Raw genomic sequence first — 15,439 nt, 5'->3', positions numbered from 1 at the left:
ACACCAGCTCCCACAGTTAGGTCTCAGTTGTCAGTTGGAGCTGTGCAAATTTCTGCAACTCTGGATAGAACACCCGGAAATCTTCACTCAGCGGTTCATACAACACCCGCAACTCCTGCATCGCATGCCTTAATTCCTCAGGCTGCGTCAGCCGCCGCGAAATCCCGCGCAACACCTGCTCCATCACCGCGAACTCACGGTACGACCCCAGCCAATCATCCGCCGCCATGTACGGCGCGATCTGCGCCAGCCGCCCCGGCAACTGCGGTTCGGCCGCCAGCACGCGGTATACCTGGGCGGTGAAACGCTCCAGCGGCTGGTCGGCATACAGCGCCCAATCCCGCGCCAGGCAGTGATCGAAAAACACATCAAGGACAATCCCGGCGTAGCGCTTGCGGGTCAGGCTGAAGCGTGACAACGCCTCGCCGACCAACGGGTGGCTGTCGGTGAAACGGTCGATGGAGCGATGCAGCTGGATGGCCGACTCGATTTGCGGGCTGTACTGGCCCTGCAGCCGGCCTTTGACGAAGTCGCCATAAAGGCTGCCAAGCAATTGCGCAGGAAGTTGGCCGCCCAGGTGCAGATGTGCGAGATAATTCATGCCGCGCAGTCTACCACTGCCAAATCCGTATCGTTATAACCCGATATACCGAAATAGCCTGACCTAAGATCAAAATCATATTGGTGTATCGGGATATAACGATTTAAAGTTCGCCTCATCGCGATATAACGTTTTACGACACCGAGCCCCTGCCATGTCCATTGACCTCGACGAAATAATAAAAGCCCTGGCGCACCCAGTACGACGAGACATTCTCACCTGGCTGAAAGACCCGAAAGTGCAGTTCCCCGAGCAAGTGCACCACCACGAATACGGCATCTGCGCCGGGCAGATCGACCAGCGCTGCGGCTTGTCCCAGTCGACCGTGTCGGCCCACCTGGCCACCTTGCAACGGGCCGGGTTGATCAGCAGCCAGAAGGCCGGGCAGTGGCACTTTTTCAAACGCAATGAGGAAACGATTCAAGCCTTTCTCACGGCGCTGACGACTGAACTCAGCGCTGAAATCATCGAACCGCTGTAACCAAGGAAACGATAATGCCCCTCTCGCTACTCATACTGGCCCTGAGCGCCTTCGCCATCGGCACCACCGAGTTCGTCATCATGGGCTTGCTGCCCGATGTGGCGGCGGACTTGGGCGTGTCGATCCCCGGCGCCGGCTGGCTGGTCACCGGCTACGCCCTGGGCGTGGCCATCGGCGCCCCTTTCATGGCACTGGCCACCGCCAAGCTGCCACGCAAGGCCGCCCTGGTAGCGTTGATGGGCATTTTCATTATTGGCAACCTGCTCTGCGCCCTGGCCAGTGACTACAACGTGCTGATGTTTGCCCGTGTGGTCACCGCGCTGTGCCACGGTGCGTTCTTTGGGATTGGTTCGGTGGTTGCCGCCAACCTGGTGCCGGCCAACAAACGCGCTTCGGCCGTGGCGCTGATGTTCACCGGTTTGACCCTGGCCAACGTGCTGGGCGTACCGCTCGGCACCGCGCTGGGCCAGGCCACTGGCTGGCGCTCGACGTTCTTTGCCGTCACGGTAATCGGCGTGATTGCGCTGATCGGCCTGATCCGCTTTCTGCCCGCCAAGCGTGACGAAGAAAAACTCGACATGCGCGCCGAACTCAAAGCCCTCAAAGGCGCGGGTATCTGGTTGTCGCTGACCATGACCGCGTTGTTCTCCGCCTCCATGTTCACCCTCTTCACCTACGTCGCGCCGCTGCTCGGCGACGTCACCGGCGTGTCGCCCAAAGGCGTGACCTGGACCCTGTTGCTGATCGGCCTGGGCCTCACCGTGGGCAACATCATCGGCGGCAAGCTGGCGGACAAGCGCCTGGCGGCCACCTTGATCGGCGTGTTCATCAGCATGGGGGTGGTCTCCACGGTACTGACCTGGACCAGCGTCGCGGTGATCCCGACCGAAATCACCCTGTTCCTGTGGGCCACCGCCTCGTTCGCCGCCGTCCCGGCGCTGCAGATCAACGTGGTGACCTTCGGCAAGGCCGCGCCAAACCTGGTGTCGACCCTGAACATCGGCGCCTTCAACATCGGCAACGCCCTCGGCGCCTGGGTCGGCGGCAGCGTGATTGCCCACGGCTTCGGCCTGACCAGCGTGCCCTTGGCGGCTGCCGCCCTGGCGATCCTGGCCCTGCTGGTGACCCTGATTACTTTCCGTCAGAGCGGCGATGCCGACCTGGCCCCTGCGACCAACTGATCAATCCACTTAAAGAGAAAGGTGTTATCCCATGACGACTATTTTCGATCCGATCAAACTGGGCGACCTGGAATTGTCCAACCGCATCATCATGGCGCCGCTGACCCGCTGCCGCGCTGATGAAGGTCGCGTGCCGAACGCGCTGATGGCCGAGTACTACGTACAACGCGCCTCTGCCGGGCTGATCCTCAGCGAAGCCACGTCCGTAACACCACTGGGCGTGGGCTACCCGGATACGCCGGGCATCTGGTCCAACGACCAGGTACGCGGTTGGGCTAACGTGACCAAGGCCGTGCACGGCGCGGGCGGCAAGATCGTCCTGCAACTGTGGCACGTCGGCCGTATTTCCCACGAGTCCTACCTGAACGGTGAAACCCCGGTGGCACCGAGCGCGATCCAGCCTAAAGGCCACGTCAGCCTGGTGCGCCCACTGGCCGACTACCCGACGCCTCGCGCCCTGGAAACCGCTGAAATCGCCGACATCGTCGACGCTTACCGCGTGGGTGCCGAAAACGCCAAGGCTGCCGGTTTTGACGGTGTGGAAATCCACGGCGCCAACGGCTACCTGCTCGACCAGTTCCTGCAGAGCAGCACCAACCAGCGCACCGACAACTACGGTGGTTCCCTGGAAAACCGTGCGCGCCTGCTGCTGGAAGTGACTGACGCCGCCATTGAAGTGTGGGGCGCCGGCCGTGTCGGTGTGCACCTGGCACCGCGCGCCGACTCCCATGACATGGGCGACGACAACCTGGCGGAAACCTTCACCTACGTCGCCAGCGAACTGGGCAAGCGTGGCATTGCGTTCATCTGCTCGCGTGAAAAAGAGGCCGGCGACAGCCTCGGCCCACAACTGAAAAAAGCCTTCGGCGGCGCGTACATCGCCAACGAACGCTTTACCAAGGACAGCGCCAACGCCTGGCTGGCCTCCGGCAAGGCAGACGCGGTAGCCTTCGGCGTACCGTTCATTGCCAACCCTGACCTGCCGGCGCGGTTGAAGGCCGATGCGCCGCTGAACGAGGCGCACCCGGAAACGTTCTATGCCAAAGGCCCGGTCGGATACATCGACTATCCAACCCTGGCCCTGTGATGTAACCAGCTGAAACGAAAAAGCCCCGGTTCGCAGGAACCGGGGCTTTTTATCGCCTGTTTGATCGTTCCCACGCTCTGCGTGGGATTGCCGCCCTGGACGCTCTGCGTCTGCTCCTTAAGCGTGACGCGGAGCGTCACAGGAGGCGTTCCCACGCGGAGCGTGGGAACGATCATACAAAGGCTGGGAAACATTCCTTCACAGCCTTGCAACAATATTGCTACAAAATACTTAGGCGGCTACCTATCAACCGCCCGCCAGCCCGTATATAAAGTCACCCCACCGATCAGCCGAAGGGACGATTGACTGTCTCTGGTCTTTGCTGTTGACACAACTGGATGCAATTACGCATTTTGTCTTAATTGCGTAGGCTAGGGCTCAAGCGCAGCATGTCCAGCCCTGCATCAACCCAGCGTTCGGCTTCCTGATGCAGTTGAAAGCTGTCGGGGACCAGTAGCCACTGGCCTATCAGGCCGTGGATGAAGGCATGGATGCACACCGCACCACGGGTGGTGTCCAGGTTTTCCGGAAGTTGCCCGCGATGGACCGCGTTGCGCAAGGTCAGGCCGATACGCAGGTTGCACTCAAGACTGTGGGTTTGGCGTTGGCGCCGCATGTCACACATTTCATCGGTGAACTCGCACTTATGAAACAGGATTTCGTTGATGCGCCGAGTTTTCGGGTCCAGGGCCACTTGATGATAAAGACGGATCAACAGCTTGCGCATACAGCCCAGCGGGTCGACTTCATCCTCGCTTTCACTCGCCCGGGCCAATTCGTCCAAGGGCTCGTGCAGCGTGTCGAGCAGTGCCTGCAGCAAATCGGACTTGTTGCTGAAATGCCAATAGATAGCGCCGCGCGTCACGCCGGCCAACGCAGCGATGTCCGCCAGCGTGGTGCGCGCAACGCCGCGCTCATAAAACGCCTGTTCGGCGGCGTCGAGAATCTGGCTGCGCGTTTCCTGAGCTTCCTCTTTGGTGCGACGAACCATGGCAGTAAAACCTCAATCAGAACACTTGGGACTATCGGTAACGCAGCTTTAATAGGCGCTAACGATCATCTGAATAATTGTGGGACGACACCGTCATGGGTGCCGAACGTACTAAAATCGAGGCTTTGGCAGTTGCTTTGTCAACAATCCGCGAAGCCTGTCAAGAGTTTACAAACAACCATGAACGTAAGTATATTGCGTAGCAAGCTACTTATCTACTCACAGCTTGTTTTTTACCCTTCCACACTTCTTGTGCGCATTCTGCGCGCCTGACCCGAGGATCTTCATGCAACTTAAGCCAGCTGTTACCGCTCTGGTCACTGCCGTCGCCCTGGCATCGCTGCTCAGCGGATGTAAAAAGGAAGAGGCGGCTCCGCCCGCTCAAACCCCTCAGGTCGGCGTGGTCACCATTCAACCGCAAGCCTTTACCCTGACCTCCGAGTTGCCGGGCCGCACCACGGCCTATCGCATCGCGGAAGTTCGGCCTCAGGTCAACGGCATTATTCTCAAGCGCCTGTTCAAGGAAGGCGCCGACGTGAAGGAAGGGCAACAGCTCTACCAGATCGACCCGTCGGTGTATGACGCCACCCTGAAAAGCGCACAAGCAAGCCTGACCCAGACCAAGTCGATCACCGACCGCTACAAGCAGTTGGTCGATGAGCAAGCCGTGAGCCGTCAGGAATACGACACCGCCGTCGCCAACCGCATGACCGCGGAAGCAAACGTTCAAACCGCCCAGATCAACGTGCGCTACACCAAAGTGTTCGCGCCGATCTCCGGGCGTATTGGCCGTTCTTCGGTGACCGAAGGCGCGCTGGTCAGCAATGGCCAGGCCGACGCCATGGCCGTGATCCAGCAACTGGACCCGATCTACGTCGACGTCACACAGTCTTCGGCTGAAATGCTGAAACTGCGCCGCGACCTGGCTAGCGGTCAGCTGGAAAAAGCCGGCGAAAACGCTGCCAAGGTCAAGCTGACCCTGGAAGACGGTACGCCTTACAGCCTGGACGGCAAGCTGGAATTCTCCGAAGTGTCGGTCGACCAGACCACCGGTTCCGTGACCCTGCGCGCCGTGTTCCCGAACCCTGACCACACCCTGCTGCCGGGCATGTTCGTACACGCCCAACTGCAAGCCGGTGTGAACAGCAAGGCCATCCTGGCTCCGCAGCAAGGCGTGACCCGTGACCTGAAGGGCACTCCAACGGCGCTGATCGTCAACGCCGACAACAAGGTCGAGCAGCGTGTACTGGTGGCCAACCGCACTTACGGCGCCTACTGGCTGGTGGAAAAAGGCCTGAACGCCGGTGACCGCGTGATCACAGAAGGCTTGCAGTACGTCAAGCCGGGCGCCGAGGTCAAGGTCAAACCGGCCGACAACGCCAAGCCTGCTGATGCTGGCAGTGCTGCTGCTCCTGCTGCCGCTGCCGGCAAAGGGGAGTAACCCATGTCGAAATTTTTTATCGACCGTCCCATTTTCGCCTGGGTAATTGCCCTGGTGATCATGCTGGTCGGGGCACTTTCGATCCTGAAGTTGCCCATCAACCAATACCCGGCCATCGCGCCGACCGCCATCGACATCCAGGTGACCTACCCAGGCGCGTCCGCACAAACCGTGCAGGACACCGTGGTGCAGGTGATCGAGCAACAGCTCAACGGTATCGACAACCTGCGTTACGTTTCCTCGGACAGTAACTCCGACGGCAGCATGACCATCACCGTGACATTCAACCAGGGTACCAACCCGGACATCGCCCAGGTTCAGGTGCAGAACAAGCTGAACCTGGCGACCCCACTGCTGCCGCAAGAAGTGCAGCAGCAGGGTATCCGCGTGACCAAGTCGGTGAAGAACTTCCTGATGGTGATCGGTCTGGTGTCGGAAGACGGCAGCATGACCAAGGACGATCTGTCCAACTACATCGTGTCGAACATCCAGGATCCGATTTCGCGGACCGCCGGTGTGGGTGACTTCCAGGTATTCGGTTCGCAGTACGCCATGCGTATTTGGCTCGACCCGGCCAAGCTGAACAACTACCAGCTCACGCCGGTAGATGTCAGTACGGCGATCTCGGCTCAGAACGTGCAGGTGGCTACTGGCCAACTGGGCGGCCTGCCAGCCCTGCCCGGCACTCAGCTGAACGCGACCATTATCGGTAAGACTCGCCTGCAGACTGCAGAGCAGTTCGGCAATATCCTGATGAAGGTCAATACCGACGGCTCACAGGTACGCCTGAAGGATGTCTCCCGTATTGAGCTCGGTGGTCAGAACTACAGCATCGCTGCGCAGTTCAACGGCAAACCGGCTTCCGGCATGGCGATCAAGCTGGCCTCGGGCGCCAACGCCCTGGACACCGGCAAGGCCATCCGCGCCACCGTGGCATCCTTGGAACCGTTTTTCCCGCCAGGCATGAAGGCGGTGGTGCCGTATGACACGACCCCAGTGGTGACCGAATCGATCTCCGGTGTAGTTGACACCCTGGTCGAAGCGATCGTGTTGGTGTTCCTGGTGATGTTCCTGTTCCTGCAGAACTTCCGCGCCACCATCATCACCACCATGACCGTACCGGTGGTGCTGTTGGGTACCTTCGGGATCCTGGCCGCGTTCGGTTTCACCATCAACACCCTGACCATGTTCGGCATGATCCTGGCCATCGGCTTGCTGGTGGACGATGCCATCGTCGTGGTGGAAAACGTCGAGCGGGTGATGGCCGAGGAACACTTGTCGCCTAAAGAAGCGACGGTCAAGTCCATGGGCCAGATCCAGGGCGCCCTGGTGGGTATTGCGCTGGTACTGTCGGCGGTACTGTTGCCGATGGCGTTCTTCGGCGGTTCCACCGGTGTGATTTACAAACAGTTCTCCATCACCATCGTTTCGGCCATGGCGTTGTCGGTACTGGTTGCCCTGATCTTCACCCCGGCCTTGTGCGCCACCATGCTCAAGCCGATCGACCCGGAAAAACACGGCCAACCCAAGCGTGGTTTCTTCGGCTGGTTCAACCGCACCTTCGACCGTGGCGTACTGAGCTACGAGCGCGGCGTGGGCAACATGATCAAGCACAAGATTCCGGCGTTCCTGGTCTACCTACTGATCTTCGCCGGCATGATCTGGCTGTTCATGCGCATCCCAGCGGCGTTCCTGCCCGATGAAGACCAGGGCGTTATCTTTGCCCAGGTACAGACACCGGTCGGTTCTACGGCTGAACGTACGCAGAAAGTCATCGACGATATGCGTGCCTACCTGCTCAACGATAAGGAAGGCGAGCCGGGCGAAGGCAAAGGCGTGAAATCGGTGTTTACCGTAAACGGCTTCAACTTCGCCGGTCGCGGCCAAAGCTCGGGCCTGGCATTTGTGATGCTCAAGCCATGGGGCGAGCGTGACGCCTCCAACTCGGTGTTCGAAATCGCCAAGCGCGCCCAGGGCTACTTCATGCAGACATTCAAGGACGCCATGGTATTTGCCATCGTGCCCCCGTCTGTACTGGAACTGGGTAACGCCACCGGCTTCGACGTGTTCCTGCAAGACCAGGGCGGTGTTGGTCATGACAAATTGATGGCGGCGCGTAACCAGTTCCTCGGTATGGCAGCACAAAGCAAGATTCTGGCAGGCGTGCGACCCAACGGCGTGAACGATGAGCCGCAGTACGAGCTCACCGTCGATGACGAGAAAGCCAGTGCCCAAGGCATAACCCTGTCGAATATCAACCAGACCCTGGCAATTGCCCTGGGTGGCAGCTACGTCAACGACTTCATCGACCGCGGTCGTGTGAAGAAGGTGTACGTGCAAGGTGACGCCGCCAGCCGCATGTCCCCTGAAGACCTGGACAAATGGTACGTGCGCAGCGACTCCGGGAAGATGGTGCCGTTGTCCTCCATCGCTTCGGGCAAGTGGATCTTCGGTTCGCCGAAACTTTCGCGCTACAACGGTGTAGCGGCGATGGAAGTCCTCGGTACACCGGCGCCGGGCTACAGCACCGGTGACGCAATGGCCGAAGTCGAGCGTATTGCCAAGCAACTGCCTGCAGGTGTTGGCTATGCGTGGACGGGGTTGTCGTACGAAGAACGTCTGTCCGGCTCCCAGGCTCCTGCGCTGTACGCCTTGTCGCTGCTGGTGGTGTTCCTCTGCCTCGCAGCACTGTACGAAAGCTGGTCGATCCCGATCGCAGTTATCCTGGTAGTGCCGCTAGGGGTTGTCGGTGCGTTGATAGCAACCAGCATGCGTGGGTTGTCCAACGACGTGTTCTTCCAGGTGGGCCTGTTGGTAACGGTGGGCCTGGCCGCGAAGAACGCCATCCTGATCGTGGAGTTTGCTAAAGAGCTGCACGAACAAGGCAAAGGCATCGTCGAGGCAGCCATTGAGGCGTCCCGCATGCGTCTGCGACCGATCATCATGACCTCCATGGCGTTCGTCCTCGGCGTATTGCCGCTGGCGATCTCCACCGGTGCCGGTTCAGGCAGCCAGCACGCGATCGGTACCGGCGTAATTGGCGGTATGATCACCGCCACCGTCCTGGCAATCTTCTGGGTGCCACTGTTCTTCGCGACCGTATCGGCCGCTGGCGAGCGTAAAAAGAAGGTTACTACTGAAACTCCTAAAGAGGCTGGCCAATGAGCAAGTCGCTACTTTCCCTAGCCGTCACGGCATTCGTGCTCAGTGGCTGCTCGCTGATACCTGACTATCAGCGCCCCGAAGCGCCGGTGGCGGCCCAGTACCCGCAGGGGCCGGCGTATTCGTCGGCCCAGGCGCCGGGCCAGGCCGCTGCCGAGCAGGGCTGGAAGCAGTTTTTCCATGACCCTGCCCTGCAACAGCTGATCCAGACCGCGTTGGTCAACAACCGTGACCTGCGTGTCGCGGCCCTGAACATCGACGCCTATGCAGCGCAGTACCAGATCCAGCGTGCCGACCTGTTCCCGGCTATTTCGGCCACGGGCAGCGGCAGCCGCTCGCGAACCCCGGCCAAGCTGTCGCAAACCGGCGAAGCGGGCATCACCAGCCAGTACTCGGCTGGCCTGGGGATCAGCTCGTATGAGCTGGACCTGTTCGGCCGCGTGCGCAGCCTGAGTGAAGAAGCACTGCAAAAGTACTTCGCCACTGAAGAAGCGCGGCGCAGCACCCAGATCAGCCTGGTGGCCAGTGTGGCCAACGCCTACCTGACCTGGCAGGCCGACAAGGAACTGCTCAAGCTGACCCAGGACACCCTCGGCGCGTTCGAGCAGAGCTACAAACTGACCTCGCGCAGCAATGAAGTCGGCGTGGCCTCGGCCCTCGACCTCAGCCAGGCGCGCACCTCGGTGGAAAACGCCCGCGTACAACTGGCGCGTTATACCCGCCAGGTGGCCCAGGACGAAAACAACCTGACCCTGCTGCTCGGCACCGGCCTGCCGGCGAATATCGCCAGCAAGCCACTGTCGGATGACCTGCTCAGCGAAGTGCCCGCCGGGTTGCCATCGGACCTGCTGCAACGTCGTCCCGACATTGTGCAGGCCGAGTACAACCTCAAGGCCGCCAACGCCAATATCGGCGCGGCGCGTGCAGCGTTCTTCCCGAGCATCAGCCTGACGGCCAGCGCCGGCACCGCCAGCCCAACCCTGGGCGGCCTGTTCAAAGGCGGCTCGGGCACCTGGTCGTTTGCACCGCAGATCAACATCCCGATCTTCAACGCCGGTAGCCTGCGCGCAAGCCTGGACTACTCGAAGATCCAGAAAGAGATCAACGTGGCCAACTACGAGAAGGCGATTCAGACCGGCTTCCAGGAAGTTTCCGACGGCCTCGCCGCCCGCGAAACCTACAAGCAGCAGCTGGATGCCCAACGTGGCTTCGTCGCGGCCAACCAGGATTACTACCGCCTGGCCGAGCGTCGCTACCGCATTGGTGTCGACAGCAACCTGACGTTCCTCGACGCCCAACGCCAGCTGTTCAGTGCCCAGCAATCGCTGATCACCGACCGCCTGGCGCAGCTCAACAGCGAGGTCAACCTGTACAAGGCCCTCGGCGGCGGCTGGAACGAGCAGACCGCGAAGAACGAGCCGTTGAAAGAAGAAGCACCGGCACTGAAGTTGTTCTGATCGTGCTGCTGTAAATAAAACCGCTTCCCTCACCGGAAGCGGTTTTTTTTTACCGGTTCATTAAGCACCGTGAATCAAAGGTGGGAGCTGGCTTGCCCGCGATAGCGGTGTGTCAGCCACACGTGTACTGACTGACCGGCCGCTATCGCAGGCAAGCCAGCTCCCACAGGGCAACCCGACTCCGTCTTGCGCCTTGCTTTCTGCCAAACCTTTCAGGGTAAAATTGGTTACAGATTCTTACAGACCACAGAGGGAGCTTGTCGTAATGATCGTAGGAATCGACCTGGGGACGACCAACAGCCTGGCAGCCGTCTGGCGCGGTGACGCTACCGAAATGGTGCCCAATGCCCTTGGCCAGTTGCTGACCCCGAGTGTGGTCGGCCTGGATGATCAAGGCCGCATCCTGGTGGGCCAAGCCGCCAAGGAACGCCTGCACACCCACCCGCACATGACCACGTCGCTGTTCAAGCGCTTCATGGGCAGTGCCACAGAAGTACGCCTGGGCGACCGCTCATTCCGCCCCGAAGAACTTTCGGCGCTGGTACTCAAAAGCCTCAAGGAAGACATCGAGCGTACTTACGGCCAGACCGTCACCGAAGCGGTGATCAGCGTGCCCGCCTACTTCAGTGACGGCCAGCGCAAGGCCACGCGCATCGCCGGTGAGTTGGCCGGGCTCAACGTTGAAAAACTCATCAACGAACCCACCGCCGCCGCTTTGGCCTACGGCCTGCACCAGCGTGACAAGGAAACCTCGTTCCTGGTGTTCGACCTCGGCGGCGGCACCTTCGACGTGTCGATCATCGAGCTGTTCGACGGCGTGATGGAAGTGCGTGCCAGCGCCGGCGACAACTTCCTCGGCGGCGAAGACTTCGACACCCTGTTGCTCGAACACTTCGTCGACAGCCAGCGCAATGCCCAGGGCTTCCCGCCCACCAGCACTGTGCTGCAAGCCCTGCGCCGCGAAGCCGAGCGCGTGCGCAAAGCCTTGGGCCAGGACGACAGCGCCGAATTCGCCCTGCGCGTCGACGGCCAGCAGTGGGTCAGCACCATCACTCAGGCCGAACTCGCCAAGCTCTACACGCCCTTGCTGGAGCGCCTGCGCGCGCCGATTGAACGGGCCCTGCGCGACGCGCGGATTCGCGTCGGCGACCTCGATGAAATCCTGCTGGTCGGCGGCACCACGCGCATGCCATTGGTGCGCAAACTGGCGGCTGGTCTGTTCGGGCGCTTCCCGTCCATCAGCCTCGACCCCGACCAAGTGGTCGCCCACGGCGCGGCGATCCAGGCCGCGCTCAAGGCCCGTTCAGCGGCGCTGGAAGAGATCGTGCTGACCGACGTCTGCCCTTACACCCTGGGCATCGAAACCTCGAACCAGTACGGCGGCCATATCGAAAGCGGGCATTACCTGCCGCTGATCGAGCGCAACAGCAGCGTGCCGGTCAGCCGGGTCAAGAGCGTGGTCACCCTGCACGACAACCAGAGTTACGTGCTGTTGAAAATCTATCAAGGCGAAAGCCGCCTGGTGCGCGACAACATCGAACTGGGCCAGCTGGAAATCCCCGTGCCCAAGCGCAAGGCCGGCGAAGTCTCGCTGGACGTGCGCTTCACCTACGACAACAACGGCCTGCTCGAAGCCCAGGTAAACATCCCGCTGACCGGCGAGCAGCACTCACTGGTGATCGAGAACAACCCCGGCGTGCTGAGCCCCCAGGAGATCCAACAACGCCTGCAAGCCCTGGCGCTGCTGAAGATTCACCCGCGCGACCAGCAGGTCAACACCGTGTTGACCGCCCGCCTCGAACGGCTCTACCAGGAAAACCTCGGCGAGTTGCGCGAGCAGCTCGGGCACTGGGCCGCGCAGTTCCAGCAAGTGCTCGACACCCAGGACGAACGCCGCATCCGTGAGGCCCGCAGCGAGCTGATCCGTCAACTTGAGCAACTCGACAACGGCTTCTGGCGCTGAGAGAAATCGACATGGACTGTTGGACAGTGTTGCAACTGGCGGACGATGCCGACGAGCGCACCATCAAGCGTACCTACGCGCGGCTGCTGAAAAGCTGTCGCCCGGACGATGATGCCGAGGGTTTCCAGCGCCTGCGCGAAGCGTACGAAAACGCGCTGAATATCGCGCGCTGGCGGGCCGAGCATGAGGACGAGGACGAAGACGTCCAGGTCATCAACGCGCCAGTGGCCGAACTGGCCGAAGGCAACCCGCATGAGTACGCGGAATTCGCCGACATACGCCCCGTCAGCCCTGCCCCGTTCGACCTGCCGCCCGAGCAGACGCGCGCGCAAGCGCTGATCAACGGGCTGGGCGCTCATAACCTCGGCGAGCGCTGGGAACAGGCCCAGCATCAACGCTGCGCCGACGCGTTCCAGGCAGCCTTGCTGCGTCACTGTTTCGAGGCCCCGGGTGAGCGCGCAGCGATTGCCGCCTGGGCGGTGCAGCACCTGGAATGGCTGACGCCCTGGCAAGGTGTGGCGATGAGCCCCTGGCAACACGAGGCGCTCAGCGGCGAGCTGCTGCAGGCCTATCGCCAGACGCTGCAGGAACAGCTGGAGCAAAAGGCCGAGCGCGAGTTCGTCAACCAGCTCAACGCCTACAACCAGCGACCCTGGCTGCGGGTGTTTGACCTGCAGCAACAGTGGCAGCGCATCCTCCTGCAACTGCTGCACGACACCCAATGGAGCGTGCCGCTGTTCGAGCGGGTGTGCCAGGCGTTTGGCTGGGATGACCAGAAAGGCGTACACCCGGAACCGACGTGGATGTGGCGCCAGCTGGTCTCACGCTGCGAGCAGGAAAGCTTCTTCGACAACCTGCTAGACAAGGCCCACGACACCCGCCGCACCTGCGCCGATGCCCTGGCGGCGCGCCTGCTGGTTACGGCGATGAGCGTGAAGGAACAGAAACGCTTGGTCGAAGGCTTTGATGACCCTGCGTGGAATGCCACTCAACACCTGGCTGAAGTGCTGAACTGGCGCTACCCGGCCTTGCTCGAACGCCTGCCGGATCCGAACGTTTTTTTTTGGCGCAAATTCCTGCCGCGCGGGGTGACCCTTGATAGCTGGATCAGAGTCTGGGCCGGATTGGCCCTGGCCAGCGGCCTGGCCTTTCATCCACTCCTCGACACCTCGCTGCCGGCCAAATTCTTTTTGTTTATCCTGCTGACGGCCGTTCCCGCAATCTTCGCCCTGCGCGGTGCCCAAATATGGGCAGATTTCGCCTCTCGCCTGATCGTCCAGGACCTGTGGCTCAGCGAACGCCTGCTGCCCAAGCGGCTGAGCATCGACCAGTTCAGGCTGGTGCTACGCCATGGTATTCCGCAATTGGTGTTGCTACTGGTGTTTGGCTACATCCTCGGGATCATGGGCATGCTGACCCACCTGGGCATGATCCTGATCAGCCTGTTTCACTCGCGGCGAATCGGCAAGGTCAACGAAAATTTCAATGCCAGGATCCCTTGGATCAAAGGGTTGCACTGGGCCTATTGGAGCCCGCTGCAAGTGGTGTTTCTGGTGGCAATGGTGGCTGTAACCCTCGCTTGCCAGAAATATCTGCCGGCCATCCCGTGGACCAGTTTGAACTCGCTGCGCTAGCCCTTCGAAAAAGGCCTTCGAAAAAAGCCCCGTGAACCGGGCCGGACCTCCTGAGTCCGGCCCGCCAACTTGCGTTCGATCATCGCCCACAACCCGCCCTACCCCACTTTCATCCCGCCCACCCCGCCAAGCACCATGGCCGGCACCTGCATAACCCCAATAACAACAGGTCCAACACCATGAGCATTTTCCAACCGCGCCAGCTGTGGCTGGCAACCGCTGTCGCCAGTTTTGCCCTGCCTGTCTTCGCTGAAGAACACGGCTTCCTTGAAGACGCCAGCGCCAACCTCAACCTGCGCAATTTCTTCTTCAACCGCAACTTCACCAACCCGACCAAAACCCAGGGCGGCGCGCAGGAGTGGACGCAAAGTTTCATTCTCGACGCGCGGTCCGGCTTCACCCAGGGCACGGTAGGTTTCGGTGTGGATGTGTTGGGCATGTACTCGCAAAAACTCGATGGCGGGCGCGGCACCGGCGGCACCCAGCTGTTGCCGCTGGACCACGACGGCCGCCCGGCAGATAACTTCGGACGCCTGGGCGTGGCGTTCAAGGCGCGGATTTCCAAGACCGAACTGAAGGTGGGCGAGTGGATGCCGGTGCTGCCGATCCTGCGCTCCGACGATGGCCGTTCGCTGCCGCAAACCCTGCGCGGCGGGCAGATTACTTCCAAGGAAATCGACGGCCTGACCCTTTACGGCGGCCAGTTCCGCGCCAACAGCCCGCGCGACGACAGCAGCATGACGGACATGTCGATGTTCGGGAAAGCCGCCTTCACCTCCGACCGCTTCAATTTCCAGGGGGCCGAATACGCTTTCAACGACAAGCGCACGCAGGTCGGCGTGTGGAATGCCCAACTCAAGGACATCTACCGCCAGCAATACGTCAACCTGATCCACAGCCAGCCCGTGGGTGACTGGACCCTGGGCGCCAACCTCGGGTTCTTCTACGGCAAGGACGACGGCAGCGCCCGCGCCGGCAGCCTGGACAACAAAACCTGGTCCGGCCTGTTCTCGGCCAAATACGGCGGCAACACATTCTATGTCGGCCTGCAAAAACTCACCGGCAACAGCGCGTGGATGCGCGTCAACGGCACCAGCGGCGGCACCCTGGCCAACGACAGTTACAATTCCAGCTACGACAACGCCGAAGAGAAATCCTGGCAAGTGCGCCACGACTACAACTTCGCCGCCCTCGGCATCCCGGGCCTGACCTTGATGAACCGCTACCTCAGCGGCAGCAATGTGCACACCGGCACCATCACCGATGGCAAAGAGTGGGGCCGCGAGAGCGAACTGGGCTACACGGTGCAGAGCGGCACCTTCAGGGATCTCAACGTGCGGTGGCGTAATTCGAGCATGCGCAGGGACTACAGCAACAATGAGTTTGATGAGAATCGGTTGATCGTCAGCTATCCAATCAGCCTTTTGTAAGCGCCCCGGTC

Annotated in this window: 11 protein-coding genes; 9 read left to right on the top strand and 2 right to left on the bottom strand. The window is 61.0% G+C overall.

What is annotated here, in order from left to right:
• Positions 1-16: 16 nt before the first annotated feature.
• Positions 17-601, bottom strand: a complete 585-nt coding sequence (locus tag L8I05_RS10110) for an ACP phosphodiesterase (RefSeq protein WP_197624213.1) — start codon at positions 599-601, stop codon at positions 17-19.
• 154 nt (positions 602-755) lie between these two features.
• Between L8I05_RS10110 and L8I05_RS10105 the strand changes: the two genes are divergently transcribed.
• From L8I05_RS10105 to L8I05_RS10095, 3 genes are read left to right on the top strand one after another with little or no spacing between them, the layout of a single operon-like run.
• Positions 756-1,082 carry a helix-turn-helix transcriptional regulator gene (locus tag L8I05_RS10105; protein ID WP_159954752.1) on the top strand — a complete coding sequence of 109 codons (327 nt, stop codon included), beginning with the start codon at positions 756-758 and terminating at the stop codon, positions 1,080-1,082.
• Positions 1,083-1,096: 14 nt separating this feature from the next.
• On the top strand, positions 1,097-2,263 hold the full coding sequence (locus L8I05_RS10100; RefSeq protein WP_242168682.1) for an MFS transporter: 1,167 nt from the start codon (positions 1,097-1,099) through the stop codon (positions 2,261-2,263).
• A 31-nt stretch (positions 2,264-2,294) separates the two neighbouring features.
• On the top strand, positions 2,295-3,350 hold the full coding sequence (locus tag L8I05_RS10095) for an alkene reductase (RefSeq protein ID WP_159954750.1): 1,056 nt from the start codon (positions 2,295-2,297) through the stop codon (positions 3,348-3,350).
• A gap of 358 nt (positions 3,351-3,708) precedes the next feature.
• On the opposite strand, the gene L8I05_RS10090 is transcribed toward L8I05_RS10095, so the two are convergent.
• Positions 3,709-4,341 carry a TetR family transcriptional regulator gene (locus L8I05_RS10090; protein WP_242168680.1) on the bottom strand — a complete coding sequence of 211 codons (633 nt, stop codon included), beginning with the start codon at positions 4,339-4,341 and terminating at the stop codon, positions 3,709-3,711.
• Between the two features lie 286 nt (positions 4,342-4,627).
• On the opposite strand from L8I05_RS10090, the gene L8I05_RS10085 reads away from it, so the two are divergent.
• The 6 genes from L8I05_RS10085 (at position 4,628) to L8I05_RS10060 (ending at position 15,428) form a co-directional block, all read left to right on the top strand.
• Positions 4,628-5,782, top strand: coding sequence for an efflux RND transporter periplasmic adaptor subunit (locus L8I05_RS10085; RefSeq protein ID WP_242168678.1), 1,155 nt, complete (start codon positions 4,628-4,630; stop codon positions 5,780-5,782).
• Positions 5,783-5,785: 3 nt separating this feature from the next.
• Positions 5,786-8,947: an efflux RND transporter permease subunit gene (locus L8I05_RS10080; RefSeq protein WP_242168676.1), complete on the top strand. Its 3,162-nt coding sequence runs from the start codon at positions 5,786-5,788 to the stop codon at positions 8,945-8,947.
• Entirely contained in the window at positions 8,944-10,401 is a 1,458-nt protein-coding gene (gene adeC, locus L8I05_RS10075) for an AdeC/AdeK/OprM family multidrug efflux complex outer membrane factor (RefSeq protein WP_242168674.1), read from the top strand. Before L8I05_RS10080 ends, adeC begins: the two co-directional genes overlap by 4 nt.
• Positions 10,402-10,666: 265 nt before the next feature.
• Complete coding sequence (locus L8I05_RS10070) at positions 10,667-12,364, top strand: molecular chaperone HscC (RefSeq protein WP_242168672.1); 1,698 nt, start codon at positions 10,667-10,669, stop codon at positions 12,362-12,364.
• Between the two features lie 11 nt (positions 12,365-12,375).
• Positions 12,376-13,998 (top strand): J domain-containing protein, encoded by a 1,623-nt coding sequence (locus tag L8I05_RS10065; RefSeq protein ID WP_242168670.1) that lies wholly within the window; start codon positions 12,376-12,378, stop codon positions 13,996-13,998.
• Between the two features lie 179 nt (positions 13,999-14,177).
• The gene (locus tag L8I05_RS10060; protein WP_242168667.1) at positions 14,178-15,428 is read left to right on the top strand and encodes an OprD family porin; all 1,251 of its coding nucleotides are present in this window, start codon (positions 14,178-14,180) and stop codon (positions 15,426-15,428) included.
• Positions 15,429-15,439: the final 11 nt, after the last annotated feature.

This window comes from Pseudomonas sp. MONT-RG-20F-20-E-7-02, assembly GCF_022662395.1.
Lineage (GTDB): Bacteria > Pseudomonadota > Gammaproteobacteria > Pseudomonadales > Pseudomonadaceae > Aquipseudomonas.
This window is presented reverse-complemented; position numbering and strand designations above follow the sequence as displayed.